Source organism: uncultured Microbulbifer sp. (assembly GCF_947498635.1).
In the GTDB taxonomy this organism is placed as follows: domain Bacteria; phylum Pseudomonadota; class Gammaproteobacteria; order Pseudomonadales; family Cellvibrionaceae; genus Microbulbifer; species Microbulbifer echini.
Window position 1 is genome coordinate 1 of the sequence record NZ_CANMKV010000031.1, and the last position, 19,659, is coordinate 19,659.

A 19,659-nucleotide genomic window follows, 5' to 3' on the forward strand; every position below is an offset into this window, starting at 1 on the left:
ACTTGGTGCATGATCTATCGTAGCCTTGACGGATAACTGAATACTACCAAATTGGCTCGGAATTATTCAGAGGTTCCCTAAAAATTTTTCTTTGTTACTAGGTTGGTCTTTGTCTATTTTAAAGCTGACCTTTGTTCTAATGTTCTTGTATTCTTGGGGGCTCTTTTCATATTTGAAATGCTTGGCCGCCTCGATGGCCGCTTCTTCAAAGAAGCCGGTCGGAATACTCTCAACAATACTCAGGTTAACCGGATCGCCATTGTTGTTAACAAGGTACTCAACGATTACATAGCCTTCGGTATGATTTACCAGTGCTTCTGTTGGGTATATTGGTTGAGCCTTGTAGACAGGTACAGGACTCCCTCTTTTCCTGGCTTTGGCTTTTTCCTCTGCGCTGTACCTATAGAAGTCAATAAGCTGTGGGCACTCTTCATAGGAACTGCAACGCTTGGTTAATGGGGACTCAATGCAGCCAGAGAGAGCAATCGTGAATAATAAAACGAACCTTTTCATTACTAATTCTTCAAAATTTCCTGGTTTTTTTTTGGTTAGCTAAGCATTGTATAACTCAGGATTCACCAAGGGTACATTGGTGCTATAAAAGCATAATAAATATGCGACTAGGTCATAAGCAAGATATCTCGTGCTCGCAGCTATTTCCGCATCAATCTCAGCCCATTGAAAACCACCAACAGACTGGTGCCCATATCCGCAAATACCGCCATCCACATAGAGGCCTCACCGGCAAAGGCAAGTGCCAGGAAGATCACTTTGATGCCCAGGGCGAGGATAATGTTTTGCCAAAGAATATGGGCGGTAGTGCGCGAGAGGCGAATAAAGCTGGCGATTTTGCCCAGATTGTCATCCATCAGAGCCACATCGGCAGTTTCTATGGCGGCATCGGTACCGGTGGCACCCATTGCGAAGCCGATATCGGCGCGAGCCAGGGCCGGGGCGTCGTTGATACCATCGCCCACCATGCCCACTCGCCCGCGACCGGCCAGGGCTTCAACTTCGCGCAGTTTATCTTCAGGGAGCAGATTGCCCTGAGCCCGGTCAATGCCTACCTCCTTGGCGATGGCATCGGCGGTATGTTGGTTGTCTCCGGTTAGCATCAGGGTTTTTACCCCCAGCTGGTGGAGTTCCTCAATGGCTTTGCGGCTGGACTCTTTCACCGTATCGGCGACGGCGAATAGCGCCAAAACACCGCTTTCACCGACCAGCATCACGACGGTTTTGCCCTGGTACTCCAATTTTGAGAGCTGATCCTCAAGTTCCGAGCGGCAAACCTTTAGCTCCTCTACCAGGCGGTGATTGCCCAGATAGTAGCCGGCACCGGCGATCTCTCCGCGAATTCCGCGGCCAGCAAGGGCTTCAAAATTTTCCACTTCCTGAGTTTCCAGGTTTTTATGGCTGAGAAAACTCGCCACGGCTCTAGAGACCGGGTGATCCGAGCGCGAGGCGAGACTGGCGGCGAGGCTTCTCACACGCTCTTCACCGCCATTGGTCAAAACCTCGAAATCGGTGACCTCGGGCGCGCCGTGGGTGATGGTGCCGGTCTTGTCCAGGGCTACCCAGCGCAGGCGGCGTCCCTCTTCGAGATAGGCGCCGCCTTTGATCAGTGTGCCGTGGCGGGTCGCGGCCGCCAAGCCGCTGACGATCGTGACCGGGGTGGCAATGACCAAGGCGCAGGGGCAGGCGATTACCAGCAATACCAGGGCGCGGTAAATCCACTCCATCCAGGCGCCGGAGAAAAACAGGGGTGGAATCAGCGCCGTAGCCAGCGCCACCGCAAACACCAGGGGCGTATACCAGCGGGCAAATTGATCCACAAACCGCTGTGTGGGGGCTCGGCTGCCCTGAGCTTCCTCAACCGCATGGATAATTCGAGCGAGTACCGCATCATTGGCCGTGGCAGTGACCTTGTATTCCAGCGCACCGGATTCATTGATGCTGCCAGCAAACAGGTTGTCTCCAGCCGCTTTATCCACCGGCAGGCTCTCGCCGGTAATCGGGGCTTGGTTAACCGCAGAGTTCCCCTTGATAACCTCCCCATCCAGGGCGATGCGCTCTCCGGGCCTGACTCTGACTGTGGCACCGAGGGTAACAGTTTTTGCATCTTGTTCCCGCCATTCGCCGGTCTCTTCGAGTACCGTGGCGGTTTCCGGGGCCAGGTCCATCAGCTCGCGAATGGCGTTTCTGGCCCGATCCAGCGATTTGGCTTCAATCAGCTCGGCTAGGGTAAAGAGCACCATCACCATGGCGGCCTCGGGCCAATGGCCGATCAGAAGGGCGCCTGTGACCGCGATGGACATCAGCGCATTCATATTCAAGTTGCGGTTTTTAAGTGCGATCCAGCCTTTCTTGTAGGTGGATAAGCCACCGCCGGCAATGGCCGCCAGGGCCAGCAGCATCACTAGCCAGTTATTGCCGCCCTGAAGCCAAAACACCAGCTCGGCAGCCAGTGCGGCCGCGCCCGCAGCGCTCAAGATCCACCAGTTGGCTTTTGCGGCAGGTGGTGCGCTGTCAGTATCCGCAGGGGAGGCGCGCTTGGCATTGAGGTCCAGTGGCGCGAGTATGTCCAGGATCTGCTCTTGCATACCCGGGGCGTGTCCCACGCGCAGAGTGCGCTGTACCAGATTAAAGTCGAGACTATGAATCCCTTTGAGGGGCGTTAGCTTGGCGCGAATTAGACTTTCCTCGGTGGGACAGTCCATCTTAGTGATTGAAAAGAGAGAAACTTCGCCGTCTTCCCGGCCACCATTAGTGGGCGCTTGTTGAGGCTCAGTGGCATCACCACAGCCGCAGGGTGAATTTGGTTTATCCATGGTTAACTCTCGGATGACTCAACGAGTGAGACAGCATTACAATCCCTCTAGTAACTATAGAGTCAAGAGAGTATCAGCATGCTGTACCGGATAGGCGAGGTCGCCAAGCGGACGGATTGCAAGGTAGAAACGGTGCGCTACTACGAGCAGGTGGGGCTGCTCCCGCAACCTTACCGGTCCGACAGTAACTATCGCCTCTATAGTGAGGAACACTTGGCGCAACTGCGTTTTATTCGCCACTGTCGCTCTCTCGATATGCCACTGGAAGATATCCGTAATCTGTTAACGCTTAGGGAGCAACCGCATGAACATTGTGCTGAAATCAACACGCTTGTGGATAAGCATATCCGTAGAGTGAATGAACAAATGGCCTCGCTTGGGCAATTGCGAAAAAGCTTACTGGCCTTGCGCGGTCAGTGTGCTGGGCCGGGTTCCAGCGACACTTGTGAAATTGTGCGCGAACTCTCTGCTTGTGAATGTCATCAAGAGTAAAGCGGCGTATCACTCGCATAAAAAATAATTGGGATATTGAGCTGTGAACCTGGAGTCCGCCTGTTGAGAAAGTACCGCGTTGTATTCTCCCTTGTTTTACTTATTGGTCTATTTCTTGCCATCTGGGCGTTTTTCGCTGAACCCAGGAGTTTCAGTGTCAATGCGCAGACAGTGTATTTGGACACTTGGCCCAAAGCCTGCAGTGGGGTGCGAGTGGCCGTGTTGGCCGACTTACATGTGGGCTCCCCCTATAAAGGAATCGAGAGCCTGCGGAAGCTGGTTCGCCAGGTAAACGCCAGCCGCCCAGATCTGGTGCTTCTGCCCGGTGATTTTGTCATCCAGGGTGTACTCGGCGGTTCTTTTGTAACACCTGAGCAGGCGGCCGAAGTCCTTGCCGGGCTAAAGGCGCCCATGGGCGTGTTTGCAGTACTGGGCAACCATGACTGGTGGCTGGACCCGCAAAGGGTGGAGCGGGCGCTCTCCGGTCGAGGTATCAGGGTACTCGAAGATGCATCCACAGAAGTTGCCCACGTGAATTGTGCTTTTCGTTTGGTGGGCATCAGTGATTTCTGGGAGGGACCACACAATATCGGCAAGGCAATGGCGGGTATTGATGAGAATACGCCGATCCTGGCTTTTACCCATAACCCGGATATCTTTCCTCAAATGCCCAAGCGGATTGCCTTGACCGTTGCCGGACACACCCATGGTGGACAGGTGTATTTCCCTTTTCTCGGCCGGCCGATTGTGCCCTCCCGCTATGGGCAGCGCTATGCGATTGGCCATATTGTGGAGGAGGGTAAGCACCTATATGTCAGCCCTGGGGTAGGCACCAGTATCCTGCCGGTAAGATTCCTTGTCCCACCGGAAGTGACCCTTCTGACTTTGTCCGCGCTGGAAAAATAAGGCGTTCAATAGTAGCTGGTCGGAATGGTTATTTGTTTTGGCAGGATTGGAAGGGGGGGGCTGAAATAGAATGTCCAGCGATCTTTCAGCCTAAAGAGAAATCCAATGATAACCGTGAAGCGCAAGGTGCTGTTTGGAGACTGTGATCCCGAAGGGATTGTCTATACGCCTAGGTTTTCTCATTTCGCATTGGAGGCCACTCATGAGGCCATGACGGCGCTCTTGGAGGGACCGGCCATTACCACCATGAAGGCGCGCGGTGTCCTCACTCCGGTGCGGGCCTTTAATCTGGAGTTCCTGACCCCGGTTACCTGGGATCAGGAGTTACAGATAACGGTTGCCGTATTAATGACCGGCAAGCACTCGTTTACCTTGCAGGTGGAGGCTTATCTCCAACCTCGCGTGCTGGCTTTTACCGCAACGATCACCTACGTCACTCTATCGGCCACGAATAAGCAGAAGGTCCCTCTGCCGGAGTGGCTGAAGAGCGCACTCAGCGCCTATGCCGAGTAGAGAGGGCTTAGTTCATAAAGTTCTCTACTATGATGTCCTTCCAGTTTATCTCCAGAGTGACATTGACCTTTTCGGAAACCGGAAACATCTCTGGGTCTGTGAGGGTAATTTTGGCGAGCTGGTTCCGTTCCTGGGGTTTAAAGGTATTTTGGAATTCTTCCGGGAGTTGTGCCGAAAGGGGCAGTAACTCAGAGATAACCCCTTTGTCTTTGTAGCGGCCACTCTTTAACGTTACAACCATTCCCGGTTTGATTGAGAGAAGATAGCGGCGAGGCAAGTAGGCCAATACATAGGGCTCGCCCCAGAATACCTGCATGAGGGGCTCCCCCTCGCGATAGACATCCCCCACAGAGGGGACTGTGGCCCCAACCAATCCGGATACGGGGCTGCGGACCTGGCCATCGTCATAGTGCTTTTTCAATTTCTGAAAAGCTTCGGCAGAAACTTTGATGGCCGACTCCACGGCTTTTCTTTTCTTATCTAAAGTGGTGCTTTCTACTTGAATCTTGACGAGCGCTTGGCCGGCATCGAAATTATCCCTAAGCACCTCTTGGTAGCTGATCTTACTGATAAAGCCCTTATCGGCGAGCTTATTAATGCGTGCGATGATCTCTTCCACTTCGCGCTTGCGATGCTCCGCCGGGACCAGCAGTTGTTTGGCCGTTTCAGACAGCAGGGTGAATTCGGCGGAGATCTGTATCAGGTTAGCCTGACGGGCGGAGAGATCTGCCAATCGCTCTAGCAGCTCCATGGATTCAATTTTAAGGAGTAAGTCTCCCTCTTTAACGGATTGACCCTCATCGACTTCTACCGCAGTGACTCTTGTGATATAGCCCATTTCAACGGCGGCATAATCGCGCAGTACCAGTCCATCGCCCTTGAGCAGAAACATATCCCCAAATAAATAGCGGATGATACCCAGCGCAAATAGGATGAGTACGCCAATATAGATTCTTCTACCAATAGCGCTGTGATGGGGGCGTATTTCACTATCGAGGTTATCCGGGCGGATGTGTTTTCGTATGGTTCTCATTGTACTTACTCGCGCACACGATGTACTTTCGAAGGTGAATAGGTGTCGTAATAGGAGGTTTTAAATACCCACTCCTGTATATAAGAGTAGAGCCGAACGATACGCATCAGGTTGACATAAAAAATACTGTAGCCCAGCAGATAGGGCCAAAATGGTGCGGCCTTAAATTTATTTGTGGCGATCGCGCTGAGGGTAAAGGTAATAAGGTCCATGATGATAAGGACCATTTGGGCCGCTATAAGAATAAACCAGCCGTTGGAGCCGTAACTGTAAAATAGCCAGGCCAGATACACGGGTAGTATTAAGATCGCAACCACATTAAACAACAGAAACTCAAACTGGTGAAAGAACTCCCTGAATTTAACACGGTGATCAAAAGGGTTAATAAAGTGGCGATACTTTCTGAAGCGCAGGCGGATGGCATCCCGCTCCCAGCGGAACCGCTGCCGAATCAGGGCGGCCAGATTTGTGGGCACATCGGTATAGCAGATGGAGTCGGCCGCATAGCCTATTTTCCAGTTGTAATGGCGTAGACGCAGTGTGACATCCAGGTCTTCGCCGCCACCGGAATCGAAGCCGCCAGCCTCATTCAGCGCTGTTCTTCGGAAAGCGCTGAAAGCCCCAGAGGCGCAAGACATCTGCCCCAGCATAAAAAGCGCGTGCTTGCCAAGGCTAATACTAATAATATATTCAATGGCCTGAAAGATCGTGAGTAAATTAGCATCCCAGTTGCGCACTAAGATATTGTTTGAAGCTGCACCTACCTGGGGATTGTCAAATTGATGCAAAATGTTTTTTATTGCGTGGTAGTCGAAGGAGCAGTCGCAGTCCACATTTATAATGATATCCCCGGTGCAATAGCGCAGCGCTAGATTTACGGCGGCGGATTTTCCTCCGCGCAGCTCTGTTGAATGCGCACCATGGATAAGCCTTCGCCTTAACAAATTGCGTATTTTTTCTCTGGTGCTATCGGTAGAACCATCACTGACTACGATGATTTCATCGGGAGGGTGGCTCTGCTCCCACAAACTGAGCACACACTTTTCTATGGCATCCTCCTCGTTGTGGCCGGCAATGGTGACAGAGACTTTCCCCAAGCTCTTTGTGTCTACCTCAAATTCTGGTTTCGAGTTGAAAAATATTAAGGCGGTAAAAAATGAAAAGAGGTAGCGAGGGATTTCAAAAATAACAACTACCCATAGCATCAAAAAAAGCGTGGTATAGCTCTGGGAAATAAGGTAGTAGTAGCCGTCTTGAATGCCCTCCCACATCAGCTTAGGTCCTCTGGGCCATAGACCTGAAGGATAGGCTCCACATCCAGGCGCAAGGCACTGGCTGCCCTTTGCCCGGCCTCCTCACTGTATTTGTACAGGTCTTTCTGGTTGATATGGCTTACCAGGATAAAATCTTCGAGTCTGCCTTTGGCGGCGGTAACCGGGTACTTCCCTTTCATAACCTTGTTGAGGGAGTGGCTTAAGCTCTGGAAAAACTGATTGCGGCTATGAAAGAACTGACGATTACCGTGTTCCTGTTCTACAAGATATTCATTCTCGTATTTAATGCAGAGCAGGGCAAACTCGCTCTCCTTGCTTTTCCATTGTTTCAATTCCTTGTTTAAAACCACAATGAGCTCGAAGGGAAGCCCGGCGAAGATAGGGCTTTGCTGGGTGAGTTCCAGGAATGCATGACCAGCGTGTAGGTAGTGGACAGCCCTTTCGGTTAAATTGTATCGAAATACATCTCCGGTTTTGATCGAGTCCCCATCCGTATGTGTGTCGCAGTTGAGGCATAAAAAACCAACTTCTGTCTCTGAGCTGGTCTTTCCACAGGAGTTGCAAATCAGTATTGTGCCGGGCTTATCGTAATCGCTACCAAAATGGCTCATTTCCATTCTGCATTTGGGGCAGATCAAATATTCCCCTTGGCGAAAGTCTTCCTCGGGGCCCAGATAGGCACACTTGAAGTGATGCAGATAGAAAGATTCCGTTAAGTAGGGGGATCGACATTCCGGGCACTCTTCACGAACATTAAATTGAGATCCGCTACAGCCATTGCAGATATGCCTGCGATCGAAAAAGCTGCCCGAAAGCAGTTCCGCCGTCATCATTTTTGCACATTCGCTCAATACTTTTTCGGAATCCAAGAGAGTGTTGAAGCATACGGTTGTGCGTGAATCCGGTTGGTAGCTCGGGGCCAAACTGGCCCCAGAGACAAAGATGCGAGCCAGAATTTTATCGTCATCATTCTGGGGGTTTTGGAAATCGGGATGAAGCTGGGAGCGGCGGAAGTTAAACGAGTCGATCAGCTTGCCAATTTCTACAGGATCTGCCTTAACGGTATTGGAGGCGTCCAGATCCGCCCTGGCACCCAGTGTGCCGGTCAGGTCAATAACCGGCAGCAGGTGCAGGCCAATCTGGCTGTTCCAGAGCTTTTCAATACACTGCGGAGTCATGGGCTCCTCAACCACCAGGGCATCACACTGTTCAATGCCTGGGTGTACCGTATTGAAGTCGCTGGGCCAGCGAAAGTAGTTATAGGCATCACCGAGAAAGGATATGGTCAACTCTCCTACACAAGGGGCATCAAAGGCCACAAAGGGTCTCGTTCGCACGGTTGGCAGGGAAAATTCTGCCTCACGTAGAACGATAGCCCATGTGGTGTGAAGCGCCAATTCCCGGCTGAAAAGAGGGCGGCTGCTGGTGCTCAGTGGATGGTATGGGGGCAGTTCCGGGGCAGCGATATCGCTAATAGCGATAAATTGGCCACGGGCACTGACTGAAAGCGACTTGTTTGGTCAGCAAGGTGAGACCGACAGTATTGGCGAGGGCATTTGAGCGTGTCTGCGGGGGAGGGGTGACCGCCTCTGCGGTTTACTCCCTAACACGGTGTACTTTGGAGGGGGCGAAAGAGTCAGCATAGGACGTTTTAAAGATCCACTCCTGCACATAGGCATAGAGCCGCACTACCCGCATCAGATTGACATAGAGAATACTGTAGCCAATAAGAAAGGGCCAAAGTGCGAAGGTGCTGAATTTATAGGTGGCGTAGGAGGCGAGGGCAAAGGTGAGACAATCCAGCATAATGAGTACGATTTGGGCTCCGATTAAAATAAACCAGGCATTACTCCCGTAGCTTACAAACAGCCAAATTAAATAGATGGGTAGCGCTATTGCGGCGACCACATTGAAGATTAAAAACTCAAATTGATGGAAGAACTCTTCGAATTTTATGCGGCGCTGAAAAGGATTGATAAAGTGGCGGTACTTGCGGTAGCGCAAACGCACAGCATCCCGCTCCCAGCGGAGCCTCTGGCGAATCAGAGTTAAAATATTTGTGGGTACATCCGTATAGCATATGGCCTCCGGGGCAAAGGCGATATCCCAGCCGTAGTTGCGCAGGCGAAAAGTGATGTCCAGGTCTTCGCCTCCACCAGAATCAAATCCGCCAATCTGGTCAATGGCGGTCTTCCTAAAGCCGCTGTAGGCACCGGATGCACAGCACATCTGCCGGATCATGGCCAGCGCATGCCGACCAAGAGAGATACTGATGATGTATTCGATGGTTTGGAAGGCGGTAATCAGGTTGTCGTGGGGATTGCGCACAAACACATTGCCGGAAACCACGCCGACTTTGGGGTCTTCAAAAGGCAGCAATACTTCCTTCATGGTGTGGTGCTCAAAGGAGCAGTCGCAGTCCACGGTAATGACGATATCGCCGGTGCAAAAGCGTATCCCCAGGTTTAATGCGGAAGCCTTGCCGCCTCTGAGCTCCGTAGCGTGAGCCCCCTGGATAAGCCCCCTGGCCAATAAACTGGACATGATTTTTCTGGTGCCATCGGTGGAGCCATCGCTGACCACAATGATCTCATAGGGTTTGACACTCTGTGCCCAGAGGCTGTGCACACATTTCTCAATCGACTCCTCCTCGTTGTGACCGGCAATAATGACCGAAATTTTGCCGATTTTCTCTAAGTCCACCTCCTTCTCAATCCTGGAAGCAAAAAAGAAAACCGCGGTAAAAAACGAGAAGACATACCGAGGCAGTTCCAGAAAGATCACTATCCAGAACATGATAAACAGAGCACCCCGGCTCTGCGCGAACAGAAAGGTGAAGCCGTCGTGGATTGTCTCCCACATTAGAGCGGCTCACCATTGAGGGGGGCTTGGGGCTGCTTATGGGGGGAGCAACTTAAGAGGTCGTCGTAGGAATGGCTCTCTCTGAGCCTGAGCATGGTTATTCCTCCAGCTACGAGGTTAACCTGGTGGTCATTAGTGTCGACTTAATACATCTTTCAGGGCGCTTTAACCCCATTGATACGATAGATCAAGATGAGCAAGACGCCAAGAGATAGAGCCCAAGCAGCGCTGGCGCCCTGGGGCAGTTTGGCTGGGCAATTGGCCATTGCTTTGTTGCGTCACTCACTGCCTTTGGTCATTGTCCAGGCAGGCCCAATCCCGCTTGGTAGTTGAACCTAGATTTCCAACATAAGCGCCACCTATGGTTCATTATTTGATCAGGAGCGGCTCCGAGAATGGGTTGCCGCGAATACCATGTGTCCGTCCTTGCACGCTGGCAAACTCATTAGCCCAACCAATGATTAGTCTGACACTATTTGCGGCATCCTCCAGCATGGCCGACTGTTCTGAGTTCAATCTTAGCCAGGCACTTTGATTCTTATTAGGTGTTACATAGGCTGATAGGACTTTGTCAAATTCCGCACCAGTAATAATGTGTGAAGCAACCCTAACTCTCAGTGCTTCAGACATTGCTTTGCGGAAATGAACAACTCGGCTTGGGTGGAGCTTCCCCATCTCTTCTAGCATGGATAGCTGGGCTAGAGAGCTGACTTCGTCGACATCATAGAACCAGGCAAGTCCTTTCAGTATAAATTGTGGGGCTCGATAAAACTCACGCTTTACACGTTTAATATCTGAATAGGGCGCGGGTGGCTGGAAATTTTTATCATTAATGGCAACCTGCATAGCCTGCAGTCCCTGTTTTCTCTTCCTTGAAAGCAGCGTGTTAGAGCCAAATTCAATAGCTTGCTGACCTAAAACAAATTTAACTTCATCAACCAACTCTCTGTGTAACTTTGGATTGCCAAAAGCGTGAGCACATTCCTGAAGTCCGCTCACAATGTGTTTTCGTAGGTTTCGTTTAGGGTCACTTGGATACCGGTAGTACTCCTCGAGAAGCCCGCTAAGGGCCGATGTGGTATTAGTAAGGTCAAAAATAATACCGTCTTTTTTGATTAGGCCATCCCTGTTGTTTCTCTCCATCCATTTCTTTGTAACCATTCCCAGTGGATTTAGTCCTCCGGTACAAAAAACAAAACCTTTGCCAGGGCGGAGTGTTTTGACGCGGCTATCATTGATATCGTCCAATCGTTTTTTAACGGCAAGGTTGATATTTTTCCACTGTTTTTTTTGATTCTGGGTGATTTTGGGCACTACGATAAATGCATCCAGATCTGATTGAGGGCAAGCTTCACTCCTGGCACCAGAGCCCGTTATGCAAAAGGAAAAATCGGAAGGACAACCATGAGTTGTAAATTGGTCTTCATATAACCGCTCAATAAATGCAACCAGTTTCTTTGTCCATGAGGACATCATTTGCCAAGCGGTTTTATGGTTATCAAGCATTGCCTTGATTTCAGATCTTTGACTATCTAAAAAATCTGCCAGGCAGTGCGTACACGTATTTGTTAAAGCCCCGTTTAGTGTCGGACCAGGGCACAATTGGTTGTTGTGGTTGCAAGGCATCGGTTACCCCAAGTGAGAAAAGACATTTTTTGTACTATAAGCGAGGTTTAGTCGATTTTAGCACCATCTTCTTACAAGAAGATGGTGCCTGAAGTGTGGGCGAACGCTCATTTTGCTAGAAACTTGGGATGAGAGTATGGTTAACCGCTCTGATAAGTTGAGGTCACTGTTTATTCTTCTCCGGCTCATCTTTATAAATGGTATTGGCAACACCCTTTATCCCCGAGTAGAAGATAATAAGGCTAACCGGGTTAACACCCTCGTTACGTCCATAATGCCACTTATCGGTAACCTCGATATAAGCCCTCCCCTCATCCAGAGTGACGGTTTCCTTTCGATCTAATAAAGTAACCTTCAGCGATCCCTTGGCGACATAGACCCCATTAAGTACCGGGTGTTTATGCACAGGAAGGCGTGCACCGGGGGCGATTGTTACTTGTACGATGCTAAGCTCGGGTTGTCCTTCTTTTGGCGCGGGTAGAGTATCGCCAGCCCAGTCCTTGGTAGAGGCAACCAGGGTTTTAAATGTTACCCCTTTGATACTCTCCTGTAGTTGCGCGCTCAGTGGTAGCAACAAAAAGACCAGTAGGGTAATGATGGATTTCCATTGAGACATAATGAGCTTTCTCATAAAGGGTGGAGCGTACATCCGTGAAACCTGAACGACCTTCGACTTTTTTTATGAGCGCTCCAAGTACGCCGCAGTTGCCATACCACCCGCCGTGCAGACGCCGATAATCGCTTTATGTTTATTCCGCCTATCCAGCTCCATTAAGGTGGAGCCAAGATAGCGAATTCCGGACATACCATAGGGGTGGCCGAGAGCAATGGCCCCACCATTGACATTGGTTATCTCCCAGGGCGTGTCCAGTTCCGCTTGGTTGAAAAGCGTGGTAACCGCGAAGGCTTCGTGCAACTCCCAAAGGTCAATATCGCCCATGGCAAGACCGTGATGTTTCATCAGGCGCTGAATGGCTGGCGCCACGGCAATGCTCATTTCCTTGGGGGCTACCGCAGCCAGCTGCATCCCCCGGAATAAGCCGAGAACAGTTAGGTTTTTCTGTGCGGCTAGCTCAGCATCCATCATGACGACAGCCGCTGCACCATCGGAAAGCTGTGAGGCATTGCCCGCGGTTACGGTACCTCGCGCATTGACTGGCTCTAAGCTGGATAGCCCCTCTAAGGTGGTGCCGGGGCGGGGACCTTCATCTTCTGTCAGTAATACCGTCTTTTCGGAAATCTCCCCGGTCTCTTTGTCTTTTACCGACATCACCGTCTCGAAGGGGGTGATCTCCTGAGCCAATTTACCCGCGCTGATCGCTGCGGCGACTCTCTTTTGCGATTCCACCACATAAGCGTCTTGCGCTTCCCGCCCGATAGCGTATCGATCCGCAACGTAATCCGCGGTTTGGATCATGGTCCACCAAACACCGGGAAACTGATGCTGAAGGGGCTCATAGACAAAGTGGTTCAGGTTCAAATTGAATTGCACGAGACTGATGCTTTCTACACCGCCGGCAATACCGACCTGCATCTCTCCGTTGGCGATTCGGTTTGCCACGATTGAGGCGGCATTCAGGCCGGAGCCACAGTAGCGGTTAATCGTCAGTCCGGGGACACCGGTACCGCAGCCGGAAAACAGGGCGGCATTACGCGCGATGTTGTGCCCGGTGGCCCCTTCAGGGAGCCCACAACCGAGTACGACATCCTCGACTACCTGTGGGTCCAGGCCTGCTCTAGCAGTCACTTCCCGAATGACATGGGCAGCCATGGGAATACCATGGGTCTGGTTGAGTGCACCGCGTCTTGCCTTGGCAATGGCGGTTCTACAGTAGGCGACAACGGCGACATCTCGCATAAGTCAGATCCTGAAAGAGAGGGCGAATTTTTATACAGTAGATCAGTTATTGTTTATTGGAATTTCTTTGAAGTGGATAGATTACGTGAAGAAAATGGGGGTAAAAGAGGAATTCTTGGGGGCTACTTTAGGCATAAAAGTGTAGCTGTCTAAACGATCAAGGATGATATTTGTTACTTTTATAAGGTCTTATTGGATAATAATTCATCAAAAAGTCTCTTTTTGTAGAATAACCCGACTTCTTTGTTGGTACGTTCTCCTATAAAATGCGCGCCACTTCATATTATTTGAATTCTAAATAACAAACAGGAAGTTGGGGTTTATGACTGTCTCTCGTCGCACATTTGTCCAGGCAATGGGGCTTGCGCTGCTAACACCGTTTACCGTTCGCTCTCTGGCGGCCAGCAATAGTGAAACCTATGCACGCTTTAACCTGAGTGGGAGTCCATCGGGTTATGACATAGACCAGGATGGCTTGCTCTTTGATTTGTCTGTTGCCTCGGGCGACCCCAGCCAGACCGGGGTTGTGCTCTGGACCCATATCAACCCGGCAGCCCATGTGCCCGGTGAAATCCTGTACGTTGATGTGGCCCTGGACGAGGCGTTTACTCAGCCGGTTTTAAGCCTTCAGGTGAATGCCGAGGACATCAGTGCGGACCGGGATTACACCGTAAACCTCGATCTGGAAGGGTATCTTTCCCCCAGCCAGCGTTATTACTACCGCTTTAAGTACGGTGTCTTGTGCAGCCGCACCGGCCGCTGCCACACTCTACCCACGGGCGGCCTGGAAAGTATCAAGATGGCCGTGGTGACCTGCCAGGATTACACCACCGGTTATTACAACGCCTATAACCACCTGGCGGATGAGGATGTACACTGCGTTTTGCACCTGGGTGATTTTATCTATGAGTATGCGCAATACGAAGGTTTCGAAGATGCCATTGTTCACCCATTAAGCCTGCCTTCCGGCGGTAACGTGGCGATGGACCTTGAGGATTACCGTCACATTTACCGGGAGTACCGCAAGGATAAAAATCTGCAGCGTGCCATGGAAATGCATTCCTTTATCATTACTTGGGATGATCATGAAACCGCAGATAACGCCTATTGGGACTACGAGCGCGATACCTTAGGTGTGCCTTCCCATCCCTTCCAAACCGGAGATAACAACCCGGAGCAATTGCGTCAGCTGCGCCGCGACGCGCAACAGGCCTGGATTGAATATGTACCTGCGCGTGTGAAAGTCGACGAGGCGGCCAGTCACGCCTTTGACTATTTACAGATCTATCGCGCCTTCCAGTTTGGCGATCTGGTAGACCTGTACATGACGGATAGCCGTACCTATCGCACTAAAGAGCCCTGCAAAGATGGCAGTGCCTGGGAGAACTACTGGTGCACCGACTATGAAAAGAAATCCCAAACCATGTTGGGTAAAACCCAGCGCGATTGGCTGATCGATGGCATTGTCAATTCTTCGGCGCGCTGGAAAGTCTGGGGTAATCAGACCTTATTGGCGCAACTGGCCGGCACCGCTCTGGGGCAGCCACTGGTCTTTGCCAATTACGATGCCTGGGATGGATATCAGTGGGAACGTGAAAAGATACTCTCCAGCATTAAAGACAGCAGTACCGATAATTTTGTTGTTTTGACCGGGGATCTGCACACCAGCATTGCCTCTTATCTGAAAGTGAACTTTAACAAGATCAGCAACTGGAACTACGATAACCTGGTGGGCATTGAGCTGATGACCCCATCGATCTCCTCACCGAATTTAAACGATACGGTGGAAAGGGGCCGAGATGTAGGTGCTGTATTCACCTCTCTACTCAATGGTGGTGTGCAGGTGAATAACCCGCATATTAAAGATTTCTCCAGCGCTATATATGGTTACGCGGTCATTGAATTCAACCACAATGAGCTGAATTGGACCGTTTACAATATTGATAAGAAATCTGACAACCCTTCGACCAAGAAGAAGACGTATAAAAAGTTCAACTATGAACCGAAAGATATGTGGCTTACCGAGCAGTAATCCACACCACCAATAGTTATTTTCCAGAATCGCCACTTTGCTTAAGAGTGGCGATTCTTTCCGCTCCGTTCTGGCGAGCTTTTCTCTCGCTTGTCTTTCCTATACGCATTTATCCTTATTGGCCTATCTAATTGATCCATATGCCTCGGTTGATTAATGGTCAGCCGTAACCTATACACTCGGGAAGCTTATCGCCGGCCCAGTAACTCAGAGCGTCTGCTAATTTCTTGCCACCGGTTAAAAGGAAAGAATCGTGCTGCAAAAGGCCTACCCCTACTACCTAGCAAATGAGGCGGTTTTCGCCAATAAAGATCTTGTGGTTACGGATAAGTACTCTGGTGAAGTTGCAGCTCATGTGGCCATTGCGGATGCCAAAATCATTGATAGTGCGATTGATTGGGCGCTTTTGGCTGAAAAACCTATGGCAAAGCTGCCACCTTATCGCCGCCAGGATGTACTTAATCACTGTGTAAAGCGCTTTCATGAGCGCTTTGAAGAGCTGGCGGAGTCGTTGTGTATTGAAGCCGGTAAGCCAATTCATGATTCTCGTGGTGAAGTGACACGCCTGATCGACACTTTTCGGGTTGCCGCTGAAGAGTCTGTCCGTATCAATGGTGAGATTATCAACCTTGAAATTTCCAAGAATACCAGGGGCTACCGGGGGTATGTGAAACGTGTGCCAGTGGGCGCCTGCTCCTTTATTTCGCCTTTCAACTTTCCATTAAATCTAGCTGCACACAAAGTGGCTCCTGCCATTGCCTCTGGTTGTCCTTTTGTACTGAAGCCTGCGAGTAGAACGCCGATCGGTGCACTGATCATTGCCGAGGTTCTGGCGGAAACCGACCTGCCCAAGGGCGCTTTTTCGGTACTTCCCTGTCACCGAGAGGGTGCCGACTTATTTACCGTGGATGACCGCTTTAAGTTGCTCAGCTTTACTGGGTCACCTGCGGTGGGCTGGGACTTAAAAGCCAGGGCAGGGCGTAAGAAGGTTGTTTTGGAGTTGGGCGGTAATGCAGCCTGTGTGATCGATGAGAATACGGACCTGGATGATGCCGTACAGCGCCTGATCTTTGGGGCCTTCTACCAATCTGGACAGAGCTGCATTGGGGTGCAGCGTATCTATGGCCATAAAAGCCTCTATGAGGAGTTAAAACAGCGTTTAGTAGAGAGGACGAGGAAACTCAAGAAAGGGGACCCGAAGGAGGAGGGGACTTTTATTGGCCCGATGATCTCCGAAGGAGAGGCCAAGCGACTGCAGGGTTGGGTTAATGAGGCGATTAAAGACGGAGCCACGCTTTTGTGTGGTGGCGGCCGTGATGGCGCCATGCTTGACCCCACGCTCTTAGAAAACGTGCCCCACGAGTGTTCTGTCGTTCAACAGGAAGCCTTTGGCCCTGTGGCCGTATTGGAGCCATTTGATGATTATGATGAGGTATTGGAACGAGTGAATAACAGTGCCTTTGGCTTACAGGCAGGGGTCTTTACCAAAGACTTATATCGGGCACAAAAAGCTTGGGATACCTTAGAAGTTGGGGGCGTTGTGATTGGTGATGTACCTAGCTGGCGAGTGGACAACATGCCATATGGCGGCGTAAAGGATTCCGGCCTGGGTCGAGAAGGGGTACGCTGGGCAATTGCGGATATGACAGAAGAGCGTTTGATGGTAGTGCGTGAAATTGGAGATTAGGTGTTTAGAGACTCAATGTTTCCCTATATGCATTGGTAGATTTATTGGTGTGTTTGTGCAGATCATCGTGTCTATGTCAGTGCATTGATTCTAAATGTGGAGGGTATCAAAGCACTTAGCAGTTTTGATTTATGCATTATACGCAATAGAGGGCGTTCATTAGGGCCAATTGCGAGTAGGTTTTGGGGTTTCTTTTAGATTTGGGTTCCATCATCGAGGAGACCTTTGAATAATTCTGTGAGGCCTCTGATTTTCAGAGCGCTTCGCAATCAATGCACGCACTTGCGAAAAGGTCTAGACCTTCCAAGAAGTCGCAACATCGAGTGAGAATCGCTCAGAAAACCCCGACTGTATTATTCCTCACGCCCCAGTTGGCAGAGGAGCGGAGTCATCGACAAGGTGCGCTTGGCGCAGCTCTTGCCATACAGCCTCTGGAATAATGGTTTCCAGTGCCTCAACATCTTCTTTTATCCTACTGGGTTTGCTCGCGCCTGGTATGACTGCGGCGACTGCTGGATTGGCCAGTACAAATTGCAGCCCAATAGCCTTATTGCTAATCCCATATTTATCGCTAATCGCCTTAATCTTTGAAACTTTCTGCAATATAGACTCTGATGCTGGCGCGTACTCAAAATTTGGGCCTCCTACCAAAGCCCCTGAACTATAGGGTCCTCCAGCCACGATACCTAAGCCGCGCTTCACAACCTGGGGTATCACTCTTTGCAGGGCTCTAGAATGATCCAGCAAACTGTAGCGGCCAGCAAGCAAGAAACCATCGGGGCGAGGTCCCTCAAGGTCGAGAAGTATTTCAATGGGCTCCACTCGGTTCACCCCAAGCCCCCAGGCTTGAAGCACACCTTCATCACGCAATTTATCAAGAGCAACAAAAGCTCCTTTTCTTGCACTTTCAAATATACGAATCCATTCATCACCAAAAAAATCCTGGGCAACATCGTGAACCCATGCAATTTCTATACGGTCAGTCTTCAGCCGCTTGAGGCTGTCTTCAATTGAGCGCATCGTCGCATCGTAGGAGTAGTCATGAACTACCTTGTTGGGGCGGCCGTATTTGAAAATGTCACGTGTATCTTCAATGTTCCGGGTACTCCTATCCTCCGCTTCATCCAGGATCAAGCGACCGACTTTTGTACTGATTACGTAGTCTTCACGAGGGAACTTGGAAAGTGCTTCTCCCATACGAATCTCCGCAAGGCCGGCTCCATAAAACGGCGCAGTGTCAAAGTATCGGATGCCGTTTTCCCAGGCCGCCTCTACTGTTTCTAGGGCTTCTGCATCCGGAATCTGGCGAAACATGTTGCCAAGGGGTGCAGTACCAAAGCCGAGTTTACTGGGCAAGAGGTTTTTTAATTTCACGTAGAACTCCCATTCAATAGAGTTTATAAATCAAAATTTTTGACTGCCTGGCCTGAAATTTAGTGCTGTCACAGGCTAGCCTGCCATTACCCATCTACCGATGAACCCCGCTTGAGTGCAGCGAACTACAGAAGCTTTGTAGAGTTCTTGATGTAACTTTAATCAAAGGTAGTCGGTTGAGGCAGATAGTCTGCTGTAGTTGCTTTTGAAGAAAAAGCCGCCTATAAGCATATGACTATTGACTTGGAGTCAACAATGCAAATTACCCTTCAAGAGTTGCAGGTGTTTACTGCTGTAGTGGATACCGCTTCGATCACTTCGGCAGCCGAACGGCTAAACCAGACAGTCTCCGGGGTTAGCCGTGCTCTTGGCCGCTTGGAGCATAAACTTCAAACCACATTGTTACGACGGACTACCAGACGGCTGGAGCTTACCGAAGAAGGGCAGGCTTTTTTGAAGCATGCGCGAGATATCCTTACTTCCGTAGAGGAGGCGGAGGAGCAAATGGCGTCTCGCCTAAAGTGCCCCTCGGGTCTGTTGCGTATAGACGCTGCAACACCATTTATATTGCATGTAATCACCCCTTTGATAGAGAGTTTCCGTACCCAATACCCCCAGGTAGAGCTTGAACTCAATAGTAATGAGGGGATTACCGATCTGATCGAAAAGCGCACTGATGTGGCATTCCGAGTCGGCTCACTTCGGGACTCAACATTACATGCACGATTAATCGGCACTAGCAGAATACGAATACTGGCCAGTCCCGAATACTTAGAGCAACATGGTACTCCAGTGAATATGGAGCAACTTGCCCAACATACACTCCTTGGTTTCACAAAGCCCGAACTCCTCAATCAATGGCCCCTGCACGAGCGTAGCGGGGATATGTTGCAAATTAAGCCTGTGATTTCTTCATCCAGCGGCGAGACTTTACGGCACTTAGCGCTCTCAGGTGCTGGGATCGTATGCTTGTCAGACTTTATGACCCAAAGGGATCGTCAAGCTGGACGACTAGTGCAGTTATTTCCAGAGCAAACTTTAGAAGTTAAACAATCTATTAATGCGGTTTATTATCGTAATACCGCGCTTTCTTCACGTATCACCAGTTTTATCAATCACATTATAGAAGAACTTGGTGAGAGACCATTTGATGAACTTTAGCCACAGTTTTACA

General features: G+C 50.4%; 17 protein-coding genes. 7 read left to right on the top strand and 10 right to left on the bottom strand.

Translation table 11 applies throughout. The annotated features are described in order from the left end of the window. Positions 1–66 precede the first annotated feature (66 nt). Together Q1A69_RS14900 and Q1A69_RS14905 are read right to left on the bottom strand one after the other, a co-directional pair. Complete coding sequence (locus Q1A69_RS14900) at positions 67–513, bottom strand: energy transducer TonB (RefSeq protein ID WP_299586957.1); 447 nt, start codon at positions 511–513, stop codon at positions 67–69. Between the two features lie 140 nt (positions 514–653). Then, a complete protein-coding gene (locus Q1A69_RS14905) occupies positions 654–2,828 on the bottom strand; it encodes a heavy metal translocating P-type ATPase (protein WP_299586959.1) in 2,175 nt (724 codons plus the stop codon). 78 nt (positions 2,829–2,906) lie between these two features. Between Q1A69_RS14905 and cadR the strand changes: the two genes are divergently transcribed. The 3 genes from cadR to Q1A69_RS14920 all read left to right on the top strand — a co-directional run bounded on the left by cadR (position 2,907) and on the right by Q1A69_RS14920 (position 4,739). After that, entirely contained in the window at positions 2,907–3,320 is a 414-nt protein-coding gene (gene cadR / locus Q1A69_RS14910; RefSeq protein ID WP_299586961.1) for a Cd(II)/Pb(II)-responsive transcriptional regulator, read from the top strand. A gap of 63 nt (positions 3,321–3,383) precedes the next feature. Further along, positions 3,384–4,226 carry a metallophosphoesterase gene (locus Q1A69_RS14915; RefSeq protein ID WP_299586963.1) on the top strand — a complete coding sequence of 281 codons (843 nt, stop codon included), beginning with the start codon at positions 3,384–3,386 and terminating at the stop codon, positions 4,224–4,226. Positions 4,227–4,331: 105 nt separating this feature from the next. Next, complete coding sequence (locus tag Q1A69_RS14920; RefSeq protein WP_299586965.1) at positions 4,332–4,739, top strand: thioesterase family protein; 408 nt, start codon at positions 4,332–4,334, stop codon at positions 4,737–4,739. 7 nt (positions 4,740–4,746) lie between these two features. Here the strand turns inward: Q1A69_RS14920 and Q1A69_RS14925 are convergent, their stop codons facing one another. The 4 genes from Q1A69_RS14925 to Q1A69_RS14940 form a co-directional block, all read right to left on the bottom strand. Beyond that, positions 4,747–5,772: a biotin/lipoyl-binding protein gene (locus Q1A69_RS14925; protein WP_299586968.1), complete on the bottom strand. Its 1,026-nt coding sequence runs from the start codon at positions 5,770–5,772 to the stop codon at positions 4,747–4,749. 5 nt (positions 5,773–5,777) lie between these two features. Continuing rightward, positions 5,778–6,869, bottom strand: coding sequence for a glycosyltransferase family 2 protein (locus Q1A69_RS14930; protein WP_299586970.1), 1,092 nt, complete (start codon positions 6,867–6,869; stop codon positions 5,778–5,780). 173 nt (positions 6,870–7,042) lie between these two features. Then, positions 7,043–8,335: a hypothetical protein gene (locus Q1A69_RS14935; RefSeq protein ID WP_299586972.1), complete on the bottom strand. Its 1,293-nt coding sequence runs from the start codon at positions 8,333–8,335 to the stop codon at positions 7,043–7,045. Between the two features lie 307 nt (positions 8,336–8,642). Continuing rightward, entirely contained in the window at positions 8,643–9,908 is a 1,266-nt protein-coding gene (locus Q1A69_RS14940; protein ID WP_299586974.1) for a glycosyltransferase, read from the bottom strand. A 71-nt stretch (positions 9,909–9,979) separates the two neighbouring features. On the opposite strand from Q1A69_RS14940, the gene Q1A69_RS14945 reads away from it, so the two are divergent. Next, positions 9,980–10,123: a hypothetical protein gene (locus Q1A69_RS14945; protein WP_299586977.1), complete on the top strand. Its 144-nt coding sequence runs from the start codon at positions 9,980–9,982 to the stop codon at positions 10,121–10,123. A gap of 154 nt (positions 10,124–10,277) precedes the next feature. On the opposite strand, the gene Q1A69_RS14950 is transcribed toward Q1A69_RS14945, so the two are convergent. From Q1A69_RS14950 to Q1A69_RS14960, 3 genes are all read right to left on the bottom strand, one after another. Further along, positions 10,278–11,414 carry a DUF294 nucleotidyltransferase-like domain-containing protein gene (locus tag Q1A69_RS14950; RefSeq protein WP_299586980.1) on the bottom strand — a complete coding sequence of 379 codons (1,137 nt, stop codon included), beginning with the start codon at positions 11,412–11,414 and terminating at the stop codon, positions 10,278–10,280. 283 nt (positions 11,415–11,697) lie between these two features. Beyond that, positions 11,698–12,150, bottom strand: coding sequence for a cupin domain-containing protein (locus Q1A69_RS14955; RefSeq protein ID WP_299586981.1), 453 nt, complete (start codon positions 12,148–12,150; stop codon positions 11,698–11,700). 63 nt (positions 12,151–12,213) lie between these two features. Beyond that, positions 12,214–13,392 (bottom strand): thiolase family protein, encoded by a 1,179-nt coding sequence (locus Q1A69_RS14960; protein ID WP_299586983.1) that lies wholly within the window; start codon positions 13,390–13,392, stop codon positions 12,214–12,216. Between the two features lie 322 nt (positions 13,393–13,714). Here Q1A69_RS14960 and Q1A69_RS14965 point away from each other — a divergent pair, with 322 nt between their 5' ends. Beyond that, positions 13,715–15,424: an alkaline phosphatase D family protein gene (locus Q1A69_RS14965; protein ID WP_299586985.1), complete on the top strand. Its 1,710-nt coding sequence runs from the start codon at positions 13,715–13,717 to the stop codon at positions 15,422–15,424. 253 nt (positions 15,425–15,677) lie between these two features. Continuing rightward, positions 15,678–17,111, top strand: coding sequence for an aldehyde dehydrogenase family protein (locus Q1A69_RS14970; RefSeq protein ID WP_299586987.1), 1,434 nt, complete (start codon positions 15,678–15,680; stop codon positions 17,109–17,111). A gap of 360 nt (positions 17,112–17,471) precedes the next feature. Here Q1A69_RS14970 and Q1A69_RS14975 read toward each other — a convergent pair whose 3' ends face one another. After that, positions 17,472–18,485, bottom strand: a complete 1,014-nt coding sequence (locus Q1A69_RS14975; protein ID WP_299586990.1) for an aldo/keto reductase — start codon at positions 18,483–18,485, stop codon at positions 17,472–17,474. 255 nt (positions 18,486–18,740) lie between these two features. On the opposite strand from Q1A69_RS14975, the gene Q1A69_RS14980 reads away from it, so the two are divergent. Beyond that, the gene (locus Q1A69_RS14980) at positions 18,741–19,646 is read left to right on the top strand and encodes a LysR substrate-binding domain-containing protein (RefSeq protein WP_299586992.1); all 906 of its coding nucleotides are present in this window, start codon (positions 18,741–18,743) and stop codon (positions 19,644–19,646) included. Positions 19,647–19,659: the final 13 nt, after the last annotated feature.

Bases quoted from the DNA above. Each gene is read 5' to 3' on its own strand.
- cadR (WP_299586961.1), top strand. From the start codon at position 2,907: ATGCTGTACCGGATAGGCGAGGTCGCCAAGCGGACGGATTGCAAGGTA.
- Q1A69_RS14925 (WP_299586968.1), bottom strand. From the start codon at position 5,772: ATGAGAACCATACGAAAACACATCCGCCCGGATAACCTCGATAGTGAA.
- Q1A69_RS14950 (WP_299586980.1), bottom strand. From the start codon at position 11,414: ATGCTTGATAACCATAAAACCGCTTGGCAAATGATGTCCTCATGGACA.
- Q1A69_RS14955 (WP_299586981.1), bottom strand. From the start codon at position 12,150: ATGTCTCAATGGAAATCCATCATTACCCTACTGGTCTTTTTGTTGCTA.
- Q1A69_RS14905 (WP_299586959.1), bottom strand. From the start codon at position 2,828: ATGGATAAACCAAATTCACCCTGCGGCTGTGGTGATGCCACTGAGCCT.
- Q1A69_RS14945 (WP_299586977.1), top strand. From the start codon at position 9,980: ATGGCTCTCTCTGAGCCTGAGCATGGTTATTCCTCCAGCTACGAGGTT.
- Q1A69_RS14920 (WP_299586965.1), top strand. From the start codon at position 4,332: ATGATAACCGTGAAGCGCAAGGTGCTGTTTGGAGACTGTGATCCCGAA.
- Q1A69_RS14960 (WP_299586983.1), bottom strand. From the start codon at position 13,392: ATGCGAGATGTCGCCGTTGTCGCCTACTGTAGAACCGCCATTGCCAAG.
- Q1A69_RS14980 (WP_299586992.1), top strand. From the start codon at position 18,741: ATGCAAATTACCCTTCAAGAGTTGCAGGTGTTTACTGCTGTAGTGGAT.
- Q1A69_RS14900 (WP_299586957.1), bottom strand. From the start codon at position 513: ATGAAAAGGTTCGTTTTATTATTCACGATTGCTCTCTCTGGCTGCATT.
- Q1A69_RS14940 (WP_299586974.1), bottom strand. From the start codon at position 9,908: ATGTGGGAGACAATCCACGACGGCTTCACCTTTCTGTTCGCGCAGAGC.
- Q1A69_RS14965 (WP_299586985.1), top strand. From the start codon at position 13,715: ATGACTGTCTCTCGTCGCACATTTGTCCAGGCAATGGGGCTTGCGCTG.